Origin of the sequence: Mesorhizobium sp. B2-7-1 (assembly GCF_006440735.1) — a bacterium.
Classification (GTDB): Bacteria; Pseudomonadota; Alphaproteobacteria; order Rhizobiales; family Rhizobiaceae; genus Mesorhizobium.
This window is the reverse complement of the sequence record NZ_VFUA01000109.1, coordinates 1-21887: the sequence shown is the minus strand read 5'-3', so window position 1 is coordinate 21887 and position 21887 is coordinate 1. Positions and strand designations below refer to the sequence as shown.

General features: G+C 60.7%; 17 protein-coding genes, 1 tRNA gene and 1 pseudogene. 14 read left to right on the top strand and 5 right to left on the bottom strand.

Features of this window, described 5'->3' with window-relative positions:
- The 5 genes from FJ471_RS35610 to FJ471_RS28500 form a co-directional block, all read left to right on the top strand.
- The coding region (locus tag FJ471_RS35610; RefSeq protein WP_140808183.1) for an autotransporter domain-containing protein at nucleotides 1–4569 on the top strand (4569 nt) is incomplete at its 5' end.
- A 228-nt stretch (nucleotides 4570–4797) separates the two neighbouring features.
- The gene (locus FJ471_RS28515) at nucleotides 4798–6090 is read left to right on the top strand and encodes a site-specific integrase (protein ID WP_140808181.1); all 1293 of its coding nucleotides are present in this window, start codon (nucleotides 4798–4800) and stop codon (nucleotides 6088–6090) included.
- A 965-nt stretch (nucleotides 6091–7055) separates the two neighbouring features.
- A complete protein-coding gene (locus FJ471_RS28510; protein ID WP_140808179.1) occupies nucleotides 7056–7244 on the top strand; it encodes an AlpA family phage regulatory protein in 189 nt (62 codons plus the stop codon).
- Nucleotides 7245–7605: 361 nt separating this feature from the next.
- Nucleotides 7606–9123: an AAA family ATPase gene (locus tag FJ471_RS28505; RefSeq protein ID WP_181179806.1), complete on the top strand. Its 1518-nt coding sequence runs from the start codon at nucleotides 7606–7608 to the stop codon at nucleotides 9121–9123.
- A complete protein-coding gene (locus FJ471_RS28500) occupies nucleotides 9123–10037 on the top strand; it encodes a DUF4435 domain-containing protein (RefSeq protein WP_140808174.1) in 915 nt (304 codons plus the stop codon). The genes FJ471_RS28505 and FJ471_RS28500 overlap by 1 nt, the downstream gene beginning before the upstream one ends.
- 80 nt (nucleotides 10038–10117) lie before the next feature.
- Here the strand turns inward: FJ471_RS28500 and FJ471_RS28495 are convergent.
- Nucleotides 10118–10207 (bottom strand) — tRNA-Ser (locus FJ471_RS28495).
- Between the two features lie 560 nt (nucleotides 10208–10767).
- Between FJ471_RS28495 and FJ471_RS28490 the strand changes: the two genes are divergently transcribed.
- The 7 genes from FJ471_RS28490 (at nucleotide 10768) to FJ471_RS28460 (ending at nucleotide 18426) form a co-directional block, all read left to right on the top strand.
- The gene (locus FJ471_RS28490) at nucleotides 10768–12030 is read left to right on the top strand and encodes a septal ring lytic transglycosylase RlpA family protein (RefSeq protein ID WP_140808172.1); all 1263 of its coding nucleotides are present in this window, start codon (nucleotides 10768–10770) and stop codon (nucleotides 12028–12030) included.
- A 127-nt stretch (nucleotides 12031–12157) separates the two neighbouring features.
- Nucleotides 12158–13336: a D-alanyl-D-alanine carboxypeptidase family protein gene (locus tag FJ471_RS28485; protein ID WP_140808169.1), complete on the top strand. Its 1179-nt coding sequence runs from the start codon at nucleotides 12158–12160 to the stop codon at nucleotides 13334–13336.
- 72 nt (nucleotides 13337–13408) lie between these two features.
- A complete protein-coding gene (gene tmk, locus FJ471_RS28480) occupies nucleotides 13409–14083 on the top strand; it encodes a dTMP kinase (RefSeq protein ID WP_140808166.1) in 675 nt (224 codons plus the stop codon).
- A complete protein-coding gene (locus FJ471_RS28475) occupies nucleotides 14080–15135 on the top strand; it encodes a DNA polymerase III subunit delta' (RefSeq protein WP_140808163.1) in 1056 nt (351 codons plus the stop codon). Before tmk ends, FJ471_RS28475 begins: the two co-directional genes overlap by 4 nt.
- A gap of 127 nt (nucleotides 15136–15262) precedes the next feature.
- The gene (gene metG / locus FJ471_RS28470; RefSeq protein ID WP_140808161.1) at nucleotides 15263–16807 is read left to right on the top strand and encodes a methionine--tRNA ligase; all 1545 of its coding nucleotides are present in this window, start codon (nucleotides 15263–15265) and stop codon (nucleotides 16805–16807) included.
- A complete protein-coding gene (locus tag FJ471_RS28465) occupies nucleotides 16807–17601 on the top strand; it encodes a TatD family hydrolase (RefSeq protein ID WP_140808159.1) in 795 nt (264 codons plus the stop codon). Before metG ends, FJ471_RS28465 begins: the two co-directional genes overlap by 1 nt.
- Nucleotides 17602–17604: 3 nt before the next feature.
- Nucleotides 17605–18426: an MBL fold metallo-hydrolase gene (locus FJ471_RS28460; protein ID WP_140808157.1), complete on the top strand. Its 822-nt coding sequence runs from the start codon at nucleotides 17605–17607 to the stop codon at nucleotides 18424–18426.
- Here FJ471_RS28460 and FJ471_RS34960 read toward each other — a convergent pair.
- Genes FJ471_RS34960 through FJ471_RS28450 form a run of 3 tightly spaced genes read right to left on the bottom strand, consistent with a single transcriptional unit; the run spans nucleotide 18408 to nucleotide 19642 of the window.
- Nucleotides 18408–18578 (bottom strand): hypothetical protein, encoded by a 171-nt coding sequence (locus FJ471_RS34960; protein WP_181179804.1) that lies wholly within the window; start codon nucleotides 18576–18578, stop codon nucleotides 18408–18410. The genes FJ471_RS28460 and FJ471_RS34960 overlap by 19 nt on opposite strands.
- A gap of 44 nt (nucleotides 18579–18622) precedes the next feature.
- Complete coding sequence (locus tag FJ471_RS28455) at nucleotides 18623–18829, bottom strand: hypothetical protein (protein ID WP_140808155.1); 207 nt, start codon at nucleotides 18827–18829, stop codon at nucleotides 18623–18625.
- A 48-nt stretch (nucleotides 18830–18877) separates the two neighbouring features.
- Nucleotides 18878–19642: a lysozyme inhibitor LprI family protein gene (locus tag FJ471_RS28450; protein ID WP_140808153.1), complete on the bottom strand. Its 765-nt coding sequence runs from the start codon at nucleotides 19640–19642 to the stop codon at nucleotides 18878–18880.
- Here FJ471_RS28450 and FJ471_RS28445 point away from each other — a divergent pair.
- Nucleotides 19556–20470 (top strand): agmatinase, encoded by a 915-nt coding sequence (locus tag FJ471_RS28445; RefSeq protein ID WP_140808151.1) that lies wholly within the window; start codon nucleotides 19556–19558, stop codon nucleotides 20468–20470. The two genes, FJ471_RS28450 and FJ471_RS28445, sit on opposite strands and share 87 nt — an antisense overlap.
- Before the next feature lie 365 nt (nucleotides 20471–20835).
- Nucleotides 20836–21597: an outer membrane protein gene (locus FJ471_RS28440; RefSeq protein ID WP_246684858.1), complete on the top strand. Its 762-nt coding sequence runs from the start codon at nucleotides 20836–20838 to the stop codon at nucleotides 21595–21597.
- A 54-nt stretch (nucleotides 21598–21651) separates the two neighbouring features.
- On the opposite strand, the pseudogene FJ471_RS28435 reads toward FJ471_RS28440, so the two are convergent.
- Nucleotides 21652–21887 (bottom strand): annotated as a pseudogene (locus tag FJ471_RS28435) (hypothetical protein); the annotation flags it as partial.

Genomic DNA, 21887 nt, shown 5'->3' with positions numbered 1-21887 from the left:
GGCGCCGCCGCCATCGTCGCGCAATCGATCGGCGGCGGCGGCGGCGATGGCGGTTCCAGCGGCGGCCTCTTCTCCATCGGCGGCTCCGGGGGCGGAGGCGGCGACGGCCAGACCGTCATCGTCAATTCCTCAAACCACTTGACGACAAGCGGCGACAATTCGGTCGGTATCCTCGCCCAGTCGCTGGGCGGCGGCGGCGGCAATGGCGGCGGCTCCTATACAGTCGGCGAAGCCGTGGCGATCGCCATTGGCGGTTCCGGCGACAAGGGCGGCAACGGCGGATCGGTCGAGGTCAATCACGTGGCCACGCCGGGCAATCTCAGCGGCCTCGTCGCCTCCGACATCAGCACCGGCACGCGCACGACCAACATTCTGGGCCAAACCGTCGTAACGGGCGCCAAGGCCTATGGCGTCTTCGCGCAATCGGTCGGCGGTGGCGGTGGCAGGGGAGGCCTTGCAGTCGCGGTCTCGAGCGCCACCTCAGGCGCCGGCGCCAGCTTCGCGCTCGGCGGCAAGGGCGGCCCTGGCGGCGACGGCAAGGACGTGACCGTCAACTACAAGGGCGACCTCACCACCCAGGGCGACGGCGCCTATGGCATCTTCGCGCAGTCGGTTGGCGGCGGCGGTGGCGATGGCGGCGGCGCCGTCGCGGTGAGCGGCGGCGGCGCGTTCAATTTCGGCCTCGCCATGGGCGGCGCGGCCGATGTCGGAGGCAGCGGCGACATCGTCACCGTCAACACCACGGGCGGCACGATCGAGACCTTCGGCCTCCAGGCTCACGGCATCTTCGCGCAGTCGGTCGGCGGCGGCGGCGGCAATGGCGGCGGGGCCATCGCCTTCTCGGTGGCGGTTTCTCCCGATCCCTCGGAAATCCCGGCGGTCGCCGTTTCGGTCGCGGTCGGCGGTAGCGGCGGCGATGGCAGCATCGGCGACACGGTGCATGTCGTCAATGGCGGCAACATCACCACCTCAGGCACCGGGGCCCACGGCATCTGGGCGCAATCGGTCGGCGGCGGCGGCGGCACTGGCGGTTACGCCGGGTCGGGCTCCGGCTCAATGGGGCCGGGCGCTAACATATCGGTCGCCGTCGGTGGCACCGGCGGCACAGGCGGTAACGGCGGCGCCGTTACCGTCGATGCGGGCAAGAATGCGCTCGACCAGGTCGTTCCCGGCTCGACCATCACCACCTGGGGCCTTGGCGCCGACGGCGTCCGGGCGCAATCGATCGGCGGCGGCGGCGGCGACGGCGGCTTCGCGATCGGCGTCAACCTCGGCATCAACAACAGCAACCTGCCGCTTGCGTCCATCGGCGTCACCGTGGGCGGCCAGGGCGCGCTCGGCGGCGACGGCTCGACCGCGACGGTCAACAACTGGTCGGTCATCCGCACCTATGGCGACAATTCGGCCGGCATCTACGCGCAGAGCGCGGGCGGCGGTGGCGGCGACGGCGGCAACGCGATCACGGCAGTCGGAAGCTGGGCCAACGCGACCAGCTCGAGCGCGCAGAACACCAACATCTCGGTGGCCATCGGCGGCAATGGCGCGCTCGCCGGCGACGGCGAGGAGGTCACCGTCAACAACCATGGCAACATCGAGACCGGCCTCATCACCACCGACAAGGACGTCGCCGGCGACACGGTGACCACCGGCAACAGCGCCTATGGCATCTTCGCGCAGTCGATCGGCGGCGGCGGCGGCATCGGCGGGCGCGCCAATTCGATCAATGTGCTGGTCGGCAAGGGCGAGGCTCCTCCAGATGCGCTCATAAACGTCGCCATGTCGGTCGCGGTCGGCGGCCAGGGCGGCGCGGCTGGCGACGGCGGGCACGTGACCGTCACCAACGATGGCAGCATCACGACCAACGGTTCGCTTGCCGACGGCATCTATGCGCAGAGCGTGGGCGGCGGCGGTGGCGCCGGCGGCAATGGCCTCCTCGGTACCGGCGAACTGATCCCGATCCCGGCGGCGCTGATCGCCAACGTGCTATTGGGCAAGACCAAGATCTACAGCAATCTCGGCGTCGCGGTTGGCGGCAATGGCGGCGCGTCAGGCATCGGCGGTCTTGTCGAGGTTACCAACACCGGCAACATCACCACGAAGGGCAGCAATTCCAACGGCATCTTCGCCCAGTCGGTGGGCGGCGGCGGCGGTGTCGCCGGCAATGTCGACCGTGTACTCGAGCAAGCGATGGGGCCGATCCCGGCTCTCAATCTCGGCATTGGGCTGGCCTTCGGTCAGGGCGGCGGTAGCGGCGGCTCGGGCAAGGATGTCACCGTTGAAGGCAGTGGCGCGATCATCACCCACGGCTCATCCTCGGCTGGCATCTTCGCGCAGTCGATCGGTGGCGGTGGCGGTATACTTGGCACGCTCGGCAACGACGTCCCGGTGCTGGGGACCATCACCGACTATCATGTCGGCAGCAATGGCGACTTTGGCGACTCCGGCGTTGTCAAAGTCGACTATGCCGGTACTATCGACACCTACGGCAGCGGCTCCATCGGCATCTTTGCGCAGAGCGCGGGCGGCACGAAGGACACCCTCCATCCGCTCAACCCGCTGTTCCAGGGCGTCGCCGGTAATGTCACCGTCGACTTTGCAGGGTCGGTCGTCACCCATGCCGCGGGCACCAGCGCCATCGTCGCGCAGAGCAAGGCGTCCGAAGGCAATGGCGACATTGCCATCAACCTGACGACTGCAAATGGAAAGGTCGTGGGCGGCGCCACCGACGCAAACCATATCGGTGTCGGTGTCTGGATCGTCGACGGCAACAACAACACGGTCAGCAACAAGGGCACGATCACGACCGCGAGCGGCACGGCCGGCGGCTGGGCGATCCTTTCCGGCGATGCCAAGGAGACGGTCACCAATTACGGCACCGTCACCGGTTCCTTCGATCTCGGCGCCGGCGCCAACAGCTTCACCAACGAGGCCAACGCCACCTTCAATGCCGGCGCCGATGCCAAGCTCGGCACCGGCAACCTTTTCGCCGACAGCGGCTATTTCTCGCCGGGCGGCAACAACAATGTGATGACGACCAGCCTCGTCGGCAATTGGAACCAGGCCTCGACCGGCGCCTATAAGCTCGACGTCGACCTCGATCCGCAGTCCGACCTGATCAACGTCGCCGGCACGGCGGATCTCGGTGGCGCCATCGACCTCAACATCATGGATGCGGCCGCGGCGAAGCCGGGGAGCCAGACGTTCCACATCCTGCATGCCGATGGCGGCGTGTCGCACACCGGACTGGAGCTGAGTTCGGTCCAAAGCGCGGTCGCGCAATATCAGCTGCAGTATCCGGACCTCAACAATGTCTATCTCGGTGTCGACATCACCTTCGCCCCCACCGGCCTGACCGGGAACCAGATTCCGGTCGCGAACGCGGTCAACGCCATCCAGAGCGGCGGCCCGACCTCGCCGGATTTCCAGAAGATCGCCGAGGCGCTGTTCTATATCCCGACCGTCGAGCAGCTTGGCGCCGTCTACGATTCGGTCTCGGGCGAGGGGGTTTCCGGTTTCGAGCAGCCGCAATTCGGCGCCTATGAAAGCTTCTTCGCCTCGATCGGCCGCCAGGCCGATTTCTGGCGCACCGGCCTCGGCACCGACCCGACGGATGTCACAGCGACACCGCAGGCCTATGACGAACCGGCGAAGCCCGGGAAGGATCCGTTCAAAGCCCTGCAGCCCGACCCGCGGCGCTGGAGCTATTGGGCGAGCGCCGGCGGCAATGGCGGCGAGATCAGCGGCAGTGCGGCGGCTGGCAGTGCCGGCACCACCTACAGGGGCGGCAATCTCGCGGCGGGCATGGAGACCGTCGGCGATCCCGACACGCTGGTGGGCTTCGCTCTGGGCGGCTCTGCGGGTTCATTTGCCGTCGATGGCCGACAGACTTCGGGCAACATCGTCGGCGCGCAGGCCGGCGCCTATGTCGCGCATAAATGGGACCAGTTCTATATCGACGGCGCGCTTGCCTTCGGCCTCTACAACAACAACATCCACCGGTCCACGGCCGTGCCCGGTTCGGACTCGCCGATAGACCCGGTGGCCGGCATCACGCCCGAGAACTGGCGCAGCAATTTCCTCAGCGCCGGCTTCGGCACCAACATCGAGGCTGGCTGGCGGCAGCAGGTGGGCGAGGGGGCGATCACGCCTTTCGCCGGATTGCAGTTCGCATTCCTGTCGATGGACTCTTTCGACGAGACTTCGCCCGACGGTGGCGCTTTGGGGCTGAGCTTCGATCGCCGCGTCATCACCTCGCTGCCGGTCTCGCTCGGCCTGCAACTCGACACCACGATCGGCATCGGCGACGGCCAGTCGCTGCAGGCCTGGGGCCGCGCGGCCTGGGTGCATGAGTTCGAGCCGGACCGGTCGGTGAAACCGAGCTTCCAGGCGGCGCCGGGCACCTCCTTCGTCATCCAGGGCGCCTCGGCCGCCGAGGACGCGGTTGCGGTCAATGCCGGCCTGAAGATGAACTGGGGCTCAAACACCTCGACGTTCGCAGCTTTCGACGGCAAATTCGGCGACGGATTGCAGAGCTATGGCGGCGATGTCGGCTTGAAGGTGAACTGGTAGCGGGATTGGCGAGCAACCTCGACCGGGGAGTGCCGGTCCTGCGAAGTTCGAAGCTGTAAGCAATCTGGCGGAGGAAGTGACCGAAGATGCGACTAGTCTTGACTAGTCAGAAATAGCCAACCTGTTGATTTCCCATGATTTTAGCTAGTCATGCCTAGCTAACAAATCTGCGGAGGGCTTCAAAAAGGTTAGTCGGGACGACCGTACTAACACCAAGGAACCTCCGCAATGGCATCGAAAATCGACACTCTCAACCGCGAGCTTCGCATTCGGATCAAAGCCGCCCAAGCCAATCTATGGTCGCACGGCAACGGCTTGTGTTTCGCGTTATCCGGCAATGGCAAACCCACTTGGGTTTTCCGCTATACATTTGACGGCAAGCGCCGGGTGATGACGCTTGGGCCGTACAACGATCCGATCAGCGACCGGCAATTCAAAGAACTGGAAATGGTCGCTATCGAACACCGCGACCAAGTGAAGGCCGGCATTGATCCGCTCATAGCGACCAAGCCCAAGCAGTCAAAGACCAATGGCGACGATACGTTTGAAGACGTGGCCCGCGACTACATCGCAACGCATACCGGCAACTGGCGTAACAACAAGCACCGGGCTCAATGGTCGAGCACCCTTGAAACCTACGTCTATCCGAAGATCGGCCGCAAGCTACCGCACGAAATCGGCGTTGATGATGTGTTGGCGGTTTTGAAGCAACAGCACATGCGGCGCGGCAAGCGCCTGCCGCTTTGGGATGCCGTTCCCGAGACGGCAAGCCGCGTTCGCATGCGGATTGAAACGGTCATCGCCGCAGCGAAATCGAAGGCAATGGGGAGCGCAAACCCGGAGATCAAAGCCATGTGGAAAGACCACCACAACCCGGCAAAGTGGGAAGACGGGCTAGAGCATTGGCTTGGCAAAGGTAAGCAATCGAAGGGTCATCATGCAGCGATGGCTTTTGTAGACGCTCCGGGATTTGTCCAAGAGTTGCGGACAAAGACCGACTATTCGGCAAAAGCGCTCATGCTGACTGTCGTTTGCGTAACCCGCACATCGGAGACGTTGAACGCCGTCTGGACGGAATTCGACCTTGAAGCCGCGAAATGGACCATACCGGCGGAGCGGATGAAGGCAGGTATTGAACACCGAGTTCCTTTGTCGAGTGCTGCAATCGTCCTACTGAAAGGTTTGCACCGCATCGCTGACAATCCGTATGTCTTTCCGGGTGCAAAACGCAATCAACCGTTGTCCAATATGGCAATGCTCGAAATGCTGCGCGGAATGCGAGACGGATTGACCGTTCACGGCTTTCGAAGCGCATTCCGCGATTGGTGCAGCGAAACAACACTGCATCCTGACACAATTGCTGAAATGGCGCTTGCTCACACCATTAAGGATAAGACCGTTGCCGCGTACCGGCGCGGTGACGCCTTTGAACGTCGCAAGAAACTAATGCAACAGTGGGCAGACTATCTTTTGATTTCTAACGACAACTACAAGCAAGAGTGGCAACGCCTAATCGCGTAGTTGGTCTCGGCGTACTGTGTCGCTATGAGATGCCTACTTTTTCAGGATAAAGCACGTTAACCCGGCGCAGGGAATATCTATTTGAAAATAACTGACTACACGCTGATCCAGTACGTAGGAATCGACTGTTCGGTCAACACAAGCTAGCTGAGGTAGATTCCTCCAATTGCCAATATATTTTCGCGGGTGTGTCGGATCGACCGTGATGAGGCTGTCGATCGCAAAAAGGCATGTGTATTCCTGATCCTGAGGAAACTCTTCAACATTCGCCGGCAAAGCTTTTTCTTGAAAATTTAGCATCGATTTGTTCCTTAGAAGGTGCAGTCCATGCCAGGGCAGCCAAGCGAACCCCCAGCACCAACGATGCACGAGCCCCTTACTAGTGCGCCATTTGCGCAGTAGGCGTCGCAGTAAATGTTAGGATTGGGTTCTGGAAATCTCCTTCCGCAGTCCTTGCGACATGCTGGTGCACCGTCACCTCTCCGAATACACTCTCGGTCGTGAGGGGAAAGCGGCATGATTGTGTGAGGACTCGATATAGGCGGCGAGATCACGTCAGCGCCCCAAGTCATATCGGCTTGGAGGCACAGCAAAACGGCCAGCACCGCCGCTGACCTTACAATTGTAGGCATGGCAGTTCTCCCTCGCTATTATAATGCTAGAATGCACTAAAATTAGAGAAACGCAATGAGCGGCAGGTAATCACGTCAAGCGGCTTACTTTGCCGATAAATAACGTCAGATTTTGATCACTAGTCTAGGAATATGTGGATAACGGTTTCAAACGGCACGAAGATCAAGGCCGTTTCTGTTGACTAGTCACGCCTATCCATGATCGTTGTGGTTGCCGCCTGATTTGGCGGTGAAAAGGGGCTGGACTGGCCCAATGCCGCGAGGAAGACGCGGTGAACGCGGGTGGATGCCTGCAAATCCCCAGAACCCTAGAACGTTTGGAAAGCATCCCCCATGGACGCTATGACGATCCTCACGCGCGACCAGCTTTGCGCCTTGCTAAACATCAGCGACACCTCCCGCCAGCGGCTCGAAAAGGCCGATCCGACGTTTCCGCCCAAACTGCACGTCTCGGCGCGCAAGGTCGGCTATCTTCGCACCGATGTCATCGAATGGCTGAAACAGCGACGGAAAGCAGCCTGATCGGTTTGCAAAGTGGTTAGACGCCAATTTTTGTAGCCGTCGCCGCTGTCAAATATCCCATATTTTCAGCAGTTTATTTGAAACGAATTCAACGGACAGATACTCCGTCGCAACATCACATCTTGAAATCTCACTTTCCGCGTTTGACCAACTTGCCGGGCCGTTCACTCTCCAGACTGCGTACATGGCTCGGACAGAGCTGCATTGCGCCATATACCCGGATCATTCTCAAACCAACTAGCGCGGCGAGGGAACGGCTGATAACACCAAAGGCCATTGGGTTTCTAGACGGTAGTGAGCCCGTGGGGCTGCCTCATAATACGTGCCTTACAGACTGCCTGATCGGATGGACGAAAAAGCAATGGAATACGCTGACACATTCAACAGGGGTTTGCTCCCATCGATAGTCGAACGCTTTGAAATCGTAAATTTGCACGGCTATCGAACGCTAACCCTCTTATGCCCCCATGCAGCTACAGTCCTGATCGCCCAGAACGGCGCTGGCAAGACTACGCTGCTAAACGCACTCGATGCGTTCCTAAAATGTCAGTTCCTTCGGCTACGAGACATGAACTTTACTGAGATACGCTGTCGTCTTACGGGTCACGCTACGGATCTCGTGGTAAGGAAGGACGATATCCAGAGCCTAACCGAACATGTTATAGAAAGCGAAGTTGGTGCATTCGCAAAGAAAATACAAACTGATCCTAGACAGCTTGTCAATTTTCTTTCGAATAACTTCGGAATTCTGAAAGAAGATATCTACTCTATAACTGATGACCCAATATTTGAAGCGGCCGTTCGAACTTTCGACTACAATCAACGATCCGCTCTGGACTACCTAGAGAAGCTTCAATCATCTATTTTTGCTATCAACGCTAATATCACTGACGTTGTTTCCACCATCCGAACCTCTTTGAGAGGTATTGAAGTTCTTTATCTACCTACGTATCGCCGCATCGAGAATCCCTTAGCTCAAGCCGAAGATCGAGTTTACCGCCGAGGACGACCGAGATTCAAAATTCCATTCAGCACCTTTTCAGGCGACGTTCAGTTCGGCCTGTCCGATATATCCGATCGCCTCTCCGACCTAAATCGTGAAATTTTGCTCCAATCCAATAAAGGCTACAGAAAGCTTAGCGCTGACATTATCAAAGAGTTACTTGACGGAAGTTTCGCGCGCGCAGAGGTCAGTGACTTCTATCTGCCAAGCACGGATGACTTAAATTTATTCTTTTCCCGACTTAAGGACGGTCAACGGGTCGGCCCATTTGTTGACGTCGTAATACCTGACATTGAGCAGCTGGTAAACGTCGATTCGCCCCAAAGTGAAACTAATCGGTTTCTATTATATTTTATTTCAAAGTTAAACTCTGTGCTAGATGCCACAAGGGGCATAGAAAATCAAGTTGCTGATTTTATAAGCAGATGTAACAATTACCTTTCCAGCACGGATATTGGGTACGGCGGGACAGGAGATACGGAATATTCCGGGCAGGACTCAAAGGAACTCCGTTTGAACAGAGCTGACTTGTCCGTCTACGCTGTCAGCTTACCGTCAGAAAGAAAAATTGCTCTTGACGCCCTTTCGTCAGGTGAAAAGCAGATGATATCCCTCCTCGCGAAGCTGTACCTATATCCGAGGCAGAAAATTGTTCTCATTGATGAGCCGGAGCTGTCACTCTCAATAGATTGGCAAAAGCAAATACTGGTAGATATTGTAAACGCTCCAGCCTGTAACCAACTGGTCGCAATAACACACTCTCCTTTCGTGTTCGATAATGAACTCGATCCGTTTGCCAAATCGCTGAAGATTTCTGTTGATCAGGCTCGCATACCACCTTTTGAAGGGGACGAGCATGAGGGAGATTCGGTTTGATGGGAGCGGGAAGCGACGAGATTGTAAGGCGCACCAAAAGTGCGAGAGAAAGCCCCGCCGTTTTGAAGCTTCAGCTTATCCAAGCGCGTGGCCGCTGTGGGGAACTGCCCATTCTGGTTGTGGAGGGGTTGGATGACAAGTCGATATACTCACAGTGGCTGAGAAGGATTAAGGCCTCGCTGCGGTATGAATTCTTCGTGTGTAATGGAAAAAGACAGGTATTGGGTCTTTGCGATTTAGTTCGCCGCGACCTTAGTGACTTAAGTAAGTCTATTTATTTTTTTATTGATAGGGACTTTGATGATCATTCTGGCTTCGGTCCCGGCCCGGAAATATTTATGACTGATCGGTACTCAGTAGAGAACTATCTAGTCGACGATACTGTCTTGGACGACATTCTACGTGTCGAGTTGCATTGCAATGCATATCCTGCTTTGCGGGAAAAGATTATCGCTCTATTTAACGGTGTATATGCTCAATTCATTGATGAGACTGCAGAGATCAATTTTAGATTGTATCTTTCTAAAGTAATACCGATAAGTCGGAAAGGAGATTTTCCGCAGCGTATCAATCAGCTTGCCGTTGTGGCGCTCGATGGGGTCGGGGCGCAGGTTCGTGATTCCGAGGACGTGATCGCTCTGACCCGCGAGCCCACTGGCGAAGAGCGAGCCGGGAGCAGGGCAGCATTTGACGGCCTTGAGCCGCGAAGTCGCTACCGGGGCAAATTTGCGCTGCTTTTTTTCCATCGTTGGCTCGATCTTCTCGCCGACGATTATGCGTCGAAGAGGACGTTGCATTTCGGCGAGATCGAGGAACGGGCGCGGGCTCGCCGGAATGAGATAATGCCGTTGTCGCTCGCGGCGCGGTCCCCTATGCCGACTGGACTTGATGATTTTGTCACTCGCATCTCATAGGACGGTTAGTAGGTTGGTTAGTTAGTCGCTAACCGAAAATCGCCAAGCCCTATGTTATCTGGGCGTTTCAAGGGTTGACTTGGCGGAGGGAGTGGGATTCGAACCCACGGTGAACTTGCGCCCACGCCGGTTTTCAAGACCGGTGCCTTAAACCGCTCGGCCATCCCTCCATCGTGATCTTCACGAGGCGCTTCGTCCTGCCGGCCACAAAGCCATGCCGGCAGGAACGCAAGCGCCCCATGCTCTAGTGCGCCGTGCAAAGACCTGTCAATCGCAGGAATGGCCCAATGTTGTTTGGGGCGCGGTGGCTAGCCGGTTGATGCATTGACGATGCGGCCGATACGCTGCCAATTTGAACCTGCTAATATTTCAAGAGAGGAAGATTATGAAGAAAACCTATGAGAAGCCTATTTTGACGAAGCGCGAGAAGCTCTCGCAGGTCGCCGCCACCGGGTCGCCGGTGCCGCAATAACAGCCGGCAATTCGATTGGGACGGCCCCGACGCCATGAAATTCCTGGCCGTGGTGAGGCTTGGAAACGACAGTCAGACGGCCGCCCCATCATTGTCCGGTCCTGGGCCTTGCCATAATCTCGCCCTGTTGCCGCCATAATCGATTAACATCGTGATAAGCAATTCCTGCGCACAAAGGGATTGGGGATCAAGGTGTTGCTGACATCGGCGGATGCTTGGCTCCGTCGGATGGCAGCACGGTAGGGGACAATCGAAAACATGCAGATTTCGGCGCGCCCGCGTCTTCGTCGCGCTTCTGCTTTCGCCCTGTGCGCCCTTTCGGGCCTCATTTTGGCTGCCTGCGCCTCCCAGCCCGAACCGAAGGGCATGGTCTACAAGAAGGCCCGCTCCAAGGAATATTTCGCCGAATCCGAATATGGGGTGAAGGCCAGCCCGCGCGTGCAGTTCATGCGGCGCGGCGGCGGTCGCGACCAGCTCGGCAAGCCCTACCAGGTGCGCGGCAAGTGGTATTATCCGAAGGAAGATAAGAAGGGCTTCGCCAAGGTCGGGCTGGCTTCCTGGTACGGCGACGCCTTCCATGGCCGCCTAACCGCCAATGGCGAAGTCTACGACATGACGCATCTGACGGCGGCGCATCCGACAATGCCGCTGCCGAGCTATGCCCGCGTCACCAATCTGGAAACCGGCAGTTCGGTGATCGTGCGCGTCAACGACCGCGGTCCCTACCATGAAGGCCGCATCATCGACGTCTCCGAACGCGCGGCGCAGATGCTCGACTATGATAAGGTCGGCACGGCCAAGGTCAAAGTCGAATATGTCGGCCGCGCGCCGCTCGACGGCGACGACGATCAGTATCTGGTGGCTTCCTACCACCCCGGCAACAACCGGCCGGATCCTTCGGACGGCCTGCCGACCGGTGTGATGGTGGCCATGAACGGCCCGTCGCCGAGTCTCTCGGTGGGAGCGCCGCCGGCTGCCGTGCCGTTCCCTGGACAATTGACCGATTCGGGGCAGGCCTTTGCCGCGCAGCCGGGCCTGTCGGAGCAGCCCACCGTGCAACCGGCAAGTTTCTCGACGCAGGGCGCCAGCGATGTCGCGCTGCCCGATTTCGGACCAATCGTGCCGGAACGGCCGGATGTCGGCCTCCCTGCAAACTCGCCCTTTGCCATGGCTTCGCTGTCCTACGCCGATGAGCGGGTGAAGCGCGCCGATGTCTTTGCCGCGCTTGACACCGGCGGCATGTCGCCGGCCGATATCCTGCAGTCGTGGAGGAAATCGAACCGCCAGGAACAGCCCGCGTCCGACTATGTCGCCGCCGGTTCCTTCGACGAAGCTGCGGAGGCAAATCGCGTGGCCGCGGCGCTCAAGCCATTCGGCCGGACCGAGATCCAGCGCACCGAGCTCGACGGCAATGATTGGTACGCGGTCAATGTCTATCCGGACGGCCATGGCAGCGTCGACGACCTGCTTCAGGCCGCCTGGTCGCATGGCGCGCCGGACGCGCTGGTTGTGCGTAACTGATCAAATTCGCGCGGCCCATTGATCCGGCCGAAAAAACCCTGATAGCTTGGCCGCGGGGTAGTCTTTGCGCAATTCCGGGCGAAAGCCGTCGGTGTCTCCGGTATTGCTCAGATTGGGTCGACATTTCATGCAATTGCGCATTTTTCCGCCTTTCGCCAGCGTCCTGGGATTGGTGCTGGCGCTGCTTTGCGCCGTCCCGGCAAGCGCGCAGCTTTTTGAGACCAAGGCGACGCAGGCGTTCATGATCGATGCCGACACCGGCACCGTGCTCTTCGCCAAGGACCCCGACAAGCCGATCCCGCCGGCCTCGATGGCCAAGCTGATGACGATGGAAATGGTCTTCAACGCCATCAAGTCGAAGCGCATCACGCTCGACGACACGTTCGTCGTCAGCGAAAACGCCTGGCGCACCGGCGGCGCGCCGTCCGGCACCTCGACCATGTTCGCCAAGCTCAAATCCGAGGTCCGCGTCGAGGATTTGATCCAGGGCGTCACCGTGCAGGCGGCCAATGACGGCTGCATCGTGCTTGCCGAGGGCATGGCGGGCTCGGAAGCGAATTTCGCCGCGCAGATGACCGATCGCGCCCGTCAGCTCGGCCTCCAGAAATCGACCTTCGTCAATTCGACTGGACTGCCGGCGGATGGGCAGCAGACGACGGTGCGGGAGCTGGCGATGCTGGCGCTGCATCTGTGGCGCGACTATCCGGAGTTCTTCCACTATTACGGCCAGCCGGACTTCACCTGGAACAAGATCGCGCAGAGGAACCGCAATCCGCTGATCGCCATGGGCATCGAGGCCGACGGCTTCGTGGCCGGCGCCAGCGAGCAGGCGGGCTTCGGCCTGGTCGGCACCGTCAGCCACAACGGCATACGCGTGATCGCCGCGGTGAGCGGACTGGCGAATGACCGCGAACGCTCCGAGGAGGCGCGCAAGCTGCTCGACTGGGGCTCTCGGTCATTCCAGAAAACCGAGATCTTCGCCAAGGACGAAGTCGTCGGCGAAGCGCAGGTTTTCGGGGGCGCCAAGTCCGGCCTGGCCTTGAAAGCGAAAGGCCCGGTGAACATCTTTCTGCCGATCGCCAACCGCGACAAGCTGACCGCCAGGATCGTCTACCAGGGTCCGGTGTCGGCGCCGGTTGAGGAGGGGCAACCGGTCGGAGAGTTGCGCGTTTGGATAGGCGACACGCTTAGCCAGCAGATGCCGCTTTATGCCGCCGAGTCGGTGAAAGTGGGCACGCTGCCGCAGCGTGCGCTCGACGCGGCCAAGGAACTCGCTGTCGGCTGGCTGCGTCAGAAACATTTGTGATCGGGCAAGTTCGTGGACCTTTTGTCGGACGGGAGCTATGACAGCGGCCAGCACGGGCAAAGGCAGTCTCGATTGGCGAGCGGATTTTTCATCACCTTCGAGGGCGGCGAAGGAGCAGGCAAGTCGACGCAGATCGAGCGGCTGGCGCGGCGCATGCGCGCCAAGAAATACGAAGTCCTGGTCAGCCGCGAACCGGGCGGATCGCCCGGCGCCGAGGCCGTAAGGCACGTGCTCCTGTCCGGGGCGGCCGAGCCGTTCGGCTCGAAGATGGAGGCGATCCTGTTCGCCGCCGCGCGCTCGGACCATGTCGAGCAGGTCATCCGCCCGGCGGTCGAGCGCGGCTCGATCGTGCTGTGCGACCGTTTTATCGATTCCTCGCGCGTCTACCAGGGCGTGACCGGCGGCATCGATGCCGATTTCATGAAGGCGCTGGAGGCGGTGGCCATCAACGGCATGATGCCGGACATGACGCTGATCTTCGATATCGATCCCGTTGAGGGCCTGAAGCGGGCCACGGCGCGGCGTGGCGCCGGTGATGCCGCCGATCGCTTCGAAAAGGAGACTTTGGCCATCCATCGGCAACGGCGCGAGGCTTTCCTGGCCATCGCCAAGGCGGAGCCGGAGCGCTGCATCGTCGTCGACGCTTCCGCCGATCCCGATACCGTTGAGAATGTCGTCACCGCAGCCGTCTTCGCCGCGCTGGAAGCGCGGACTCCGGCGCAAAGGATCGAGACGGCGCCGGCATGATTTTTGAACGCATCGCCCCAGAACAGCACGACACTCTGGACGGCGTGCCCGAGCCGGCGGAAACACCGCGGCTGATTGGCCACGCGACGGCGGCCGGGATGCTTGCTGGCGCCTACCGCACCGGCAAGCTGCCGCATGCGCTGATTTTCGCCGGGCCGCAAGGCATCGGCAAGGCGACGCTGGCGTTCCACATGGCGCATCACCTTCTGAGACATCCGGATTTCAGGACGGCGCCCGATACGCTTGCCGTTCCCGATCCGGCCTCCTCGCTGTTTCGCCAGATCGCCACCGGCGCGCATCCTTCGGTGCTGCATCTCACCCGTCCGGCCAACGACAAGACCAAGAGTTTCAAGACGGTGCTGACCGTCGACGAGATCCGAAAGGTCAGCCGCTTCCTGTCGATGACCTCGCATGACGGCAGCTACCGGGTCGTCATCGTCGATCCGGCCGACGATATGAACATCAATGCCGCCAATGCCTTGCTCAAGAATCTCGAAGAGCCGCCGGCGCGTACCCTGTTCATCCTGATCGTTCACGCGCCGGGCAGCCTGCTGCCGACGATCCGCTCGCGCTGCCAGATGGTGCGCCTGGCGCCATTGGCCGCCGACGAGCTGATGGCGGTGCTGGAAAATGTCGAGCCGCCGCCACCCGACGATCCGGCGGCGCGCGCAGCGCTCGCCGAGCGGGCAGGGGGCAGCGCCCGCAACGCCATACTGCTTACCCAATATGGCGGGCTGGAGATCGCCGGCGCGCTCGATACGCTGGTGGCGGCCCGGAAGCCCGACATTATCGGCGCCCACCGCCTAGCCGAGGCCGTGGCGGGTCGCGACCAGGCGATCCAGTTCGACATCTTCAACCGTCGCGCGCTCGACCTGCTATCGTCCGCCGCCAGCGAAGCGGCTCTGGTCGGCGATCTCGCCAGGGCCAGAAACCTGTCGGAAGCTTGGCACGAGGCGCTAAACACGATATCTGAGGCCGAGACCTACAATCTCGATAAGAAGCAGCACGCTCTGACCATGATCGACCGCCTGAATTCTGCGATGCGAATGTGACGGCCCGTTCGATGCATGCCGTTGGCCCAGTTTCGGGCGGCATGCGTTGGCCTCGGGATGGCAATCGACGTTCCGATGCGATATCCACCGCCACAACTCACATTCAGATATTCATGACGGTTCATTCATGTCACGCGACACATTCTACATCACGACCGCGATCTCCTATCCGAACGGCAAGCCGCATATCGGCCACGCCTATGAGCTGATCGCCACCGATGCGCTTGCCCGCTTCCAGCGGCTCGACGGCAAGGACGTCTTCTTCCTGACCGGCACCGACGAGCACGGCATCAAGATGCTGCAGACGGCGCGCAAGGAAGGCATCACGGCGCGCGAGTTGGCCGACCGCAACTCGGCCGAGTTCAGGCGCATGGCCACCGCGCTCAACGCTTCCAACGACGATTTCATCCGCACCACCGAGGAGCGGCACTACGCGTCCTCCCAGGCGATCTGGAAGGCGATGGCCGCCAATGGCGACATCTACAAGGGCGGCTATGCCGGCTGGTACTCGGTGCGCGACGAGGCCTATTACGGCGAGGAGGAGACCGAGGTCCGCGCCGACAATGTGCGCTATGGGCCGCAGGGAACGCCGGTGGAATGGGTCGAGGAGGAGAGCTACTTCTTCCGGCTGTCGGCCTACCAGGACAGGCTGATCACGCTTTACGAAAGCCAGCCCGATTTCATCGGTCCGGCCGAGCGCCGCAACGAGGTGATGAGCTTCGTCAAATCGGGGCTGAAGGACCTGTCCGTCTCGCGCACGACCTTCGACTGGGGCGTGCCGGTGCCGGGTGACGAAAAGCACGTGATGTATGTCTGGGTGGACGCCTTGACCAACTACATCACCGGTGTCGGCTATCCTGATGAAAATGATGAGAAATGGCGCTTCTGGCCGGCGAACGCGCACATCATCGGCAAGGATATCGTGCGCTTCCATGCCGTCTACTGGCCGGCCTTCCTGATGTCGGCGGGAATCCCGCTGCCGAAGCGCGTTTTCGGTCATGGCTTCCTGTTCAACCGTGGTGAGAAGATGTCGAAGTCGGTCGGCAACGTCATCGACCCGTTCACGATGGTCGAGCATTACGGCGTCGATCAGGTGCGCTATTTCTTCCTGCGCGAGGTGCCGTTCGGGCAGGACGGCAACTACAGCCACGAAGCGATCGTCAACCGCACCAACGCGGATCTTGCCAACGGCCTCGGCAATCTGGCGCAGCGTTCGCTGTCGATGATCGCCAAGAACTGCGGCGCGGCGGTGCCGAAGCGCGGCGAGCTCGCGGAGGCCGACACGGCGATCCTCGACCAGGCGATCGAAGCGCTGGCGGTTTCGCGCCGGGCGATGGCGGAGCAGGGCATCCATCTGGCTCTGGCCGCGATCTTCGGCGTGGTGGCGGAAGCCGACCGCTATTTCGCTTCACAGGAGCCGTGGGCCCTGAAGAAGACCAATCCGGAGCGCATGGAAACCGTGCTTTGGACGACAGCCGAGGTTGTGCGCCGGGTGACGGTGCTTTGCCAGCCCTTCATTCCTGGATCGGCCGCCAAGCTGCTCGACCTGTTGGCCGTGCCCGCGGACAAACGCGCCTTCGAGCACGTCCATGCCGACCATGCATTGGTGCCGGGCACGGCGCTGCCAACGCCCGAGGGTGTGTTCCCGCGTTATGTCGAGCAGAACGCCTGATGCTGGTCGACAGCCATTGCCATCTCGACTTTCCGGACTTCGCCGAGGAGCGGGCGGCTATTGTCGCCCGCGCCCTCGCCGCCGGAATCGGCCGCATGGTCACGATCTCGACGCGGGTGAAGCGCTTTCAGCAAATCCTTGAAATCGCTGAAACTTTCAACGAAGTCTATTGCTCGATCGGCACTCATCCGCACAATGCCGCGGAAGAGCTGGACGTCACCGCCGACGAGCTGGTGCGGCTTTCCGGCCATCCCAAGGTGGTAGCGATCGGCGAGGCCGGGCTCGATTACTACTACGACAAGGCGCCGCGCGATGCGCAGGCGCAAGGTTTTCGCACCCATATTGCGGCTTCGCGCCGGACGGGCCTGCCGCTGGTCATCCATTCGCGCGATGCCGACGACGACATGGCGTCGATCCTCGAGGACGAAACAGGGAAGGGCGCCTTCCCCTTCATCCTGCACTGTTTTTCGTCGGGACGCAGGCTGGCCGAAGTCGGCGTGGCTTTGGGTGGCTATGTCTCCTTCTCTGGCATCCTGACCTTCAAGAATTCCGCCGAGCTGCGCGCCGTCGCCGCCGATGTCCCGCGCGACCGGCTGCTGGTCGAGACCGACGCGCCCTACCTTGCGCCCATACCGTACCGTGGAAAACGCAACGAACCGGCCTATGTGGCCAATACGGCCAAGGTGCTTGCCGAGACCGTCGGCGTCAGCGAAGCCGAGATCGCCGACATCACCACCGGGAACTTCTTTCGGTTGTTCACCAAGATGCCGCGTCCCGACATGGCGGCAGGCTGAGGCATGGGCGACCGGCTGCGCTTTACCGTTCTTGGCTGCGGCTCATCGCCCGGCACGCCGCGCATCACCGGCGATTGGGGCAATTGCGATCCTAAGAATCCGAAGAACCGGCGCATGCGCACGGCCGCGCTGGTCGAGCGGATTGCCGACAATGGCGCGCGCACCACGGTCGTCATCGACACCGGGCCGGATTTCCGCGAGCAGATGCTGCTGGCCTCTGTCAAGCGCATCGACGCCGTCGTCTACACCCATCCGCATGCCGACCATATCCACGGCATCGACGATTTGCGCGGCTATGTGCTTGAGCAGCGGCACAGGATCGATGTCCACGCCGACGAGCCGACGATGGAACGGCTGCGCCAGGCCTTCGGCTATTGCTTCGAGACGCCGGCCGGGAGCTCGTATCCGCCGATCGTGAAGCCGCATCTTATCGACCATGCGAGGCCGGTGGTGATCGAAGGCGAGGGGGGCGCCCTCACCCTCGAGCCGCTGCCGCAGATCCATGGCGACATCCTCTCGCTGGGCTTCCGCGTCGGCGGCCTCGCTTATTGCCCCGACATCAGCGACTTTCCCGACGCCACCGCCGAGCGCCTGCGCGGCCTCGACATGCTGGTTATCGACGCGCTGCAGTACAACACGCATCCCAGCCATCTGTCGCTCGGCCAGGCGCTGGAGTGGATCGAGAAGCTGGCGCCCGGTAATGCCGTTCTGACGCATATGCATGTGCCGCTGTATTACGCCGTGGTAATGGCTGAGACGCCGGAACACGTGGTGCCGGCCTATGACGGCATGACGATCGAAATTCCTTATGAGTCAGGACGATAGCGGCAGTTGCTCAGCCGGCGCTGCCGTTCGTCGGTCGAACGTTCGTCCTCGATCTCGAAGACGCGAAGCGCTGCCGGAGCGATCAGTGGGCTCGTCGCCGGCAGCGAAAGCCGCAGCAATTCCTGGTTACGCACCCGACGCGAAAGTTCCATAATATATCTTATGCGACTATCGTGTGTGGGTGACGAAGTGGGTATCACACCGCCCCTTGCCGCAACCGCACAGAGCTCTCGTGCATCAGCGTGCCGTCGTCCTTCATCTCGAATACGCCTTCATCCTCGAGCGCCCGGACGCGCGACCAGAGGACGATATCTCCGCAGTGAAAGCCATCGTCCCACAGAGCGACAAGGATTTTGGCGCACAGGCCGAAAATGAGCCCTGCCTGCCACGAGAACTTCGGCATCATACCTCCGCAAACGATGTGGCCACCGATACCTCCCGCTCCGCCCGGTCACTGCAGATCCGACAGCTCGTCATCGAGGATCAGCGCCTGCCGGGCCGTCGCATCGAGCGCGCAGCTGACGATGATATTGCTCTGACGATCGGTGTTGACGGTTTCGGCCGATCCTTCCGCCGCGCATCGCGCATCGCGGTAGGCGATCCAGGCGCGCTGCATCTTGCGATAGCCTTCCCGCGCCCTGGGTGCCGCTTTGGCCATCAGCGCCGCATAGGTCGTGTTGAGACGGTCCTCCCACACGCTGACCTCGCGGTTGGCACAATCGATCAGTCCAAGTTGCGACCGGCCGTCGTCGCTCTCGAAAGAGCACAACTCGGTCACGTAGTTGATGCACGAGGCGGGCTCGTGTCCGGCGAGCTTTATCGCGTTGTCGATGTGGATAGCCGCCGTCTGCGTATCGTTCACGCCAGGGACATCGCCGGAAAAATCGCCGACATATTTCAGGCATTCGGCAAGTGCGGCCTTGTCCGAAGCGCGTAGTTTCTCTTCAGCCGCCGACGGCGATAAGGTGGCAAGGAGCAAACCAAAGCCCGCCAGGATCAGTAGACTCTTCATCGCCGCAGCCCCATTTTGTTGCCCGAGACGCGAATTGTCGCAAAACTCCCGGCCGAAGCAACTACCCTGCTCCAGACTGCCGTCGCGCTGCGGCGCAACAATGAAAGCACCCACAAAATGACCGCCTCGCCTTCCTTTCTCGGCTTTCCCGATCGCCTCGCCGACGGGCGCATGCCGCGAGCCGTTATCTTCGCCGCCGGCCATGGCACCACCTATGCCGGCCAGGACAGTCGCGGTTACGTCTCGGCCGCTGACGCCATCCGCGCTGCAAGCCAGGACGACGCTCTGCTGGTGGGGCACTGGGATTTCGACCTCGGCGGTCCTCTATTCGACGGCAAGCCGGCCTGCTGTGTCGATGCTGGCGATGTCTTGACCATCATGCATGACAATGCCGGCAACCGGGCCCGGATCGAGGCAAAGACGAGCGAAGTCCTGTCCTTGCCGGCCGTGCCGATCCTGCTTGGCGGCGACGATTCCGTCGTCATTCCGTTCCTTGCCGGCTTTGCCGGCCACGGCCCAATCTGGATCCTGCAGATCGACGCCCATATCGACTGGCGCGACGAGGTGCATGGCGAACGCTACGGCTATTCAAGCCCGATGCGGCGGGCGAGCGAGATGGCGCATGTCGCTGGCATGGTGCAAGTCGGCCTGCGCAGCGTCGGCAGCGCGCGCTCCACTGAAATCGAAGTGGCGCAGCGCTACGGCAGCCGCTTCGTCACCGCGCGCGAGGTTCATGCCCACGGCGTCGAAGCCGCTCTTCGGCATATTCCGCAGGGCGCGCATGTCGTCGTCACCCTCGACTGCGACAGCCTCGATCCGTCGATCATGCCGGGCGTGGCCGCGCGTACGCCCGGCGGCCTCTCCTACACCCAGGCGATCGACCTGATCGCCGGCCTCGGCAAGCGAGCGAGGATAGCAGGGTTCGACCTCGTCGAGCTCTATCCACCTGCCGACATCGACAAACTGTCGGCGCTGACCGCGGCGCGACTTCTCGTCAACGTGATAGGCGCCGTCACTCGGCAAGCCGGCTGATGGCCCCTTGGACTGCCCTTACCCAAGCCCAGAACGAATTTCGCTCCTCGACCGCCTTCTGGTTGCAGAAAGCCGGAACCTGTTTCGCAGAAAATCGAGAAGACTTCTGCCCTGCGACTATCGGATTTCCAACGTTCAGGTCGCGCTATTTCTTCATGTTGCTTTGGCGTATTGTTGCATCAAAGGACACTGATCACCTTTTACCGATGCTGCAAGCATTGGATTATCCGGTTGCGCCCTTCTTTTACTTACTACTACCTAATCCGTGGATTTTCATAGCAGTGCGACTAAATCGTCACACTTTATTTTCGAATATTCGACTATGGTCACATCACCGATGGGATTTGGGTGGATCGGAGGAATCAGTGAAGAGACTTATCGCAATTGCCGCGCTGGCAGGACTCAGCGCGACCGCAGCCTCGGCCGCGGACATGACGGCCCCGGTTGCCGGATCGGCCTATGACTGGAGCGGCTTCTATGCCGGCGCGCATATCGGCGTCGCCAATAGCCACATCAAGGCTATGGATACACAGCAGCCGGATGGTGGATTTTTCACCGATATCATCACTCCGGGAGGGCCAGGCTCGGACTTCGGTTTCAGTGATACAAATATCGCGGGTGGCGCGCACATAGGCTACCAGTCCCAGTGGAACCAGATCGTCTTCGGCGGCGAGGCGACCTGGACCGCCACCGGCATCGACAAGACCATCACAAGCCCCTACTTCCCCGACAGCGACACCGAGACCGCTAAGCTGAAGCACTACGCAACGGTGGTTGGTCGGGTTGGCTATGCTTTCGATCGCTTCATGGTCTATGCCAAAGGCGGTTATGCTGGCGGAGAAGTCAGCTTCAACGCCCACGATTGCTGTTATGTGGACCGGGGCGTGAGCTACGACCAAAGCGGATGGCAGAACGGCTATGCTGTAGGCGCGGGTATCGACTACGCCCTTACCGACAAGTTGATCCTCGGGATCGACTACACGCATATCGATCTCGGATCCAAGACCGGCACGGGACCGAATGTCTATGATGACAACGGCGAACACGGCAACAATCCGGAGACTTTCAAGATCAGGGCCCGGGCCGATGCGGTTATGGCGCGGCTGAGCTACAAATTCGGCAACTGAGCCGATCGACAAACTGGTTTGGACTGGCCCGGCCTTCGCGCCGGGCTTTTCTTTTTAGAAAAACTCATCGAGAAACGCCACCGTCGCATCCGAGAGGCTGACGATCTTGTTCGTCGCCTGGCGGTAGAATTTGAAGTTGAGCTCGGTCTCGGGCCGGCCATCCTTCCAATCCTTGAAGCGCTTGAGCTCGTCGCGGCCCAAAGGTCTTGTCGCCAAGGCGGTGCGATGGACGCAAACGCTGACCCGCGGCGTCTGCCGGTCGAGATCGGCGCGTCTCGGGATAGGCTCGG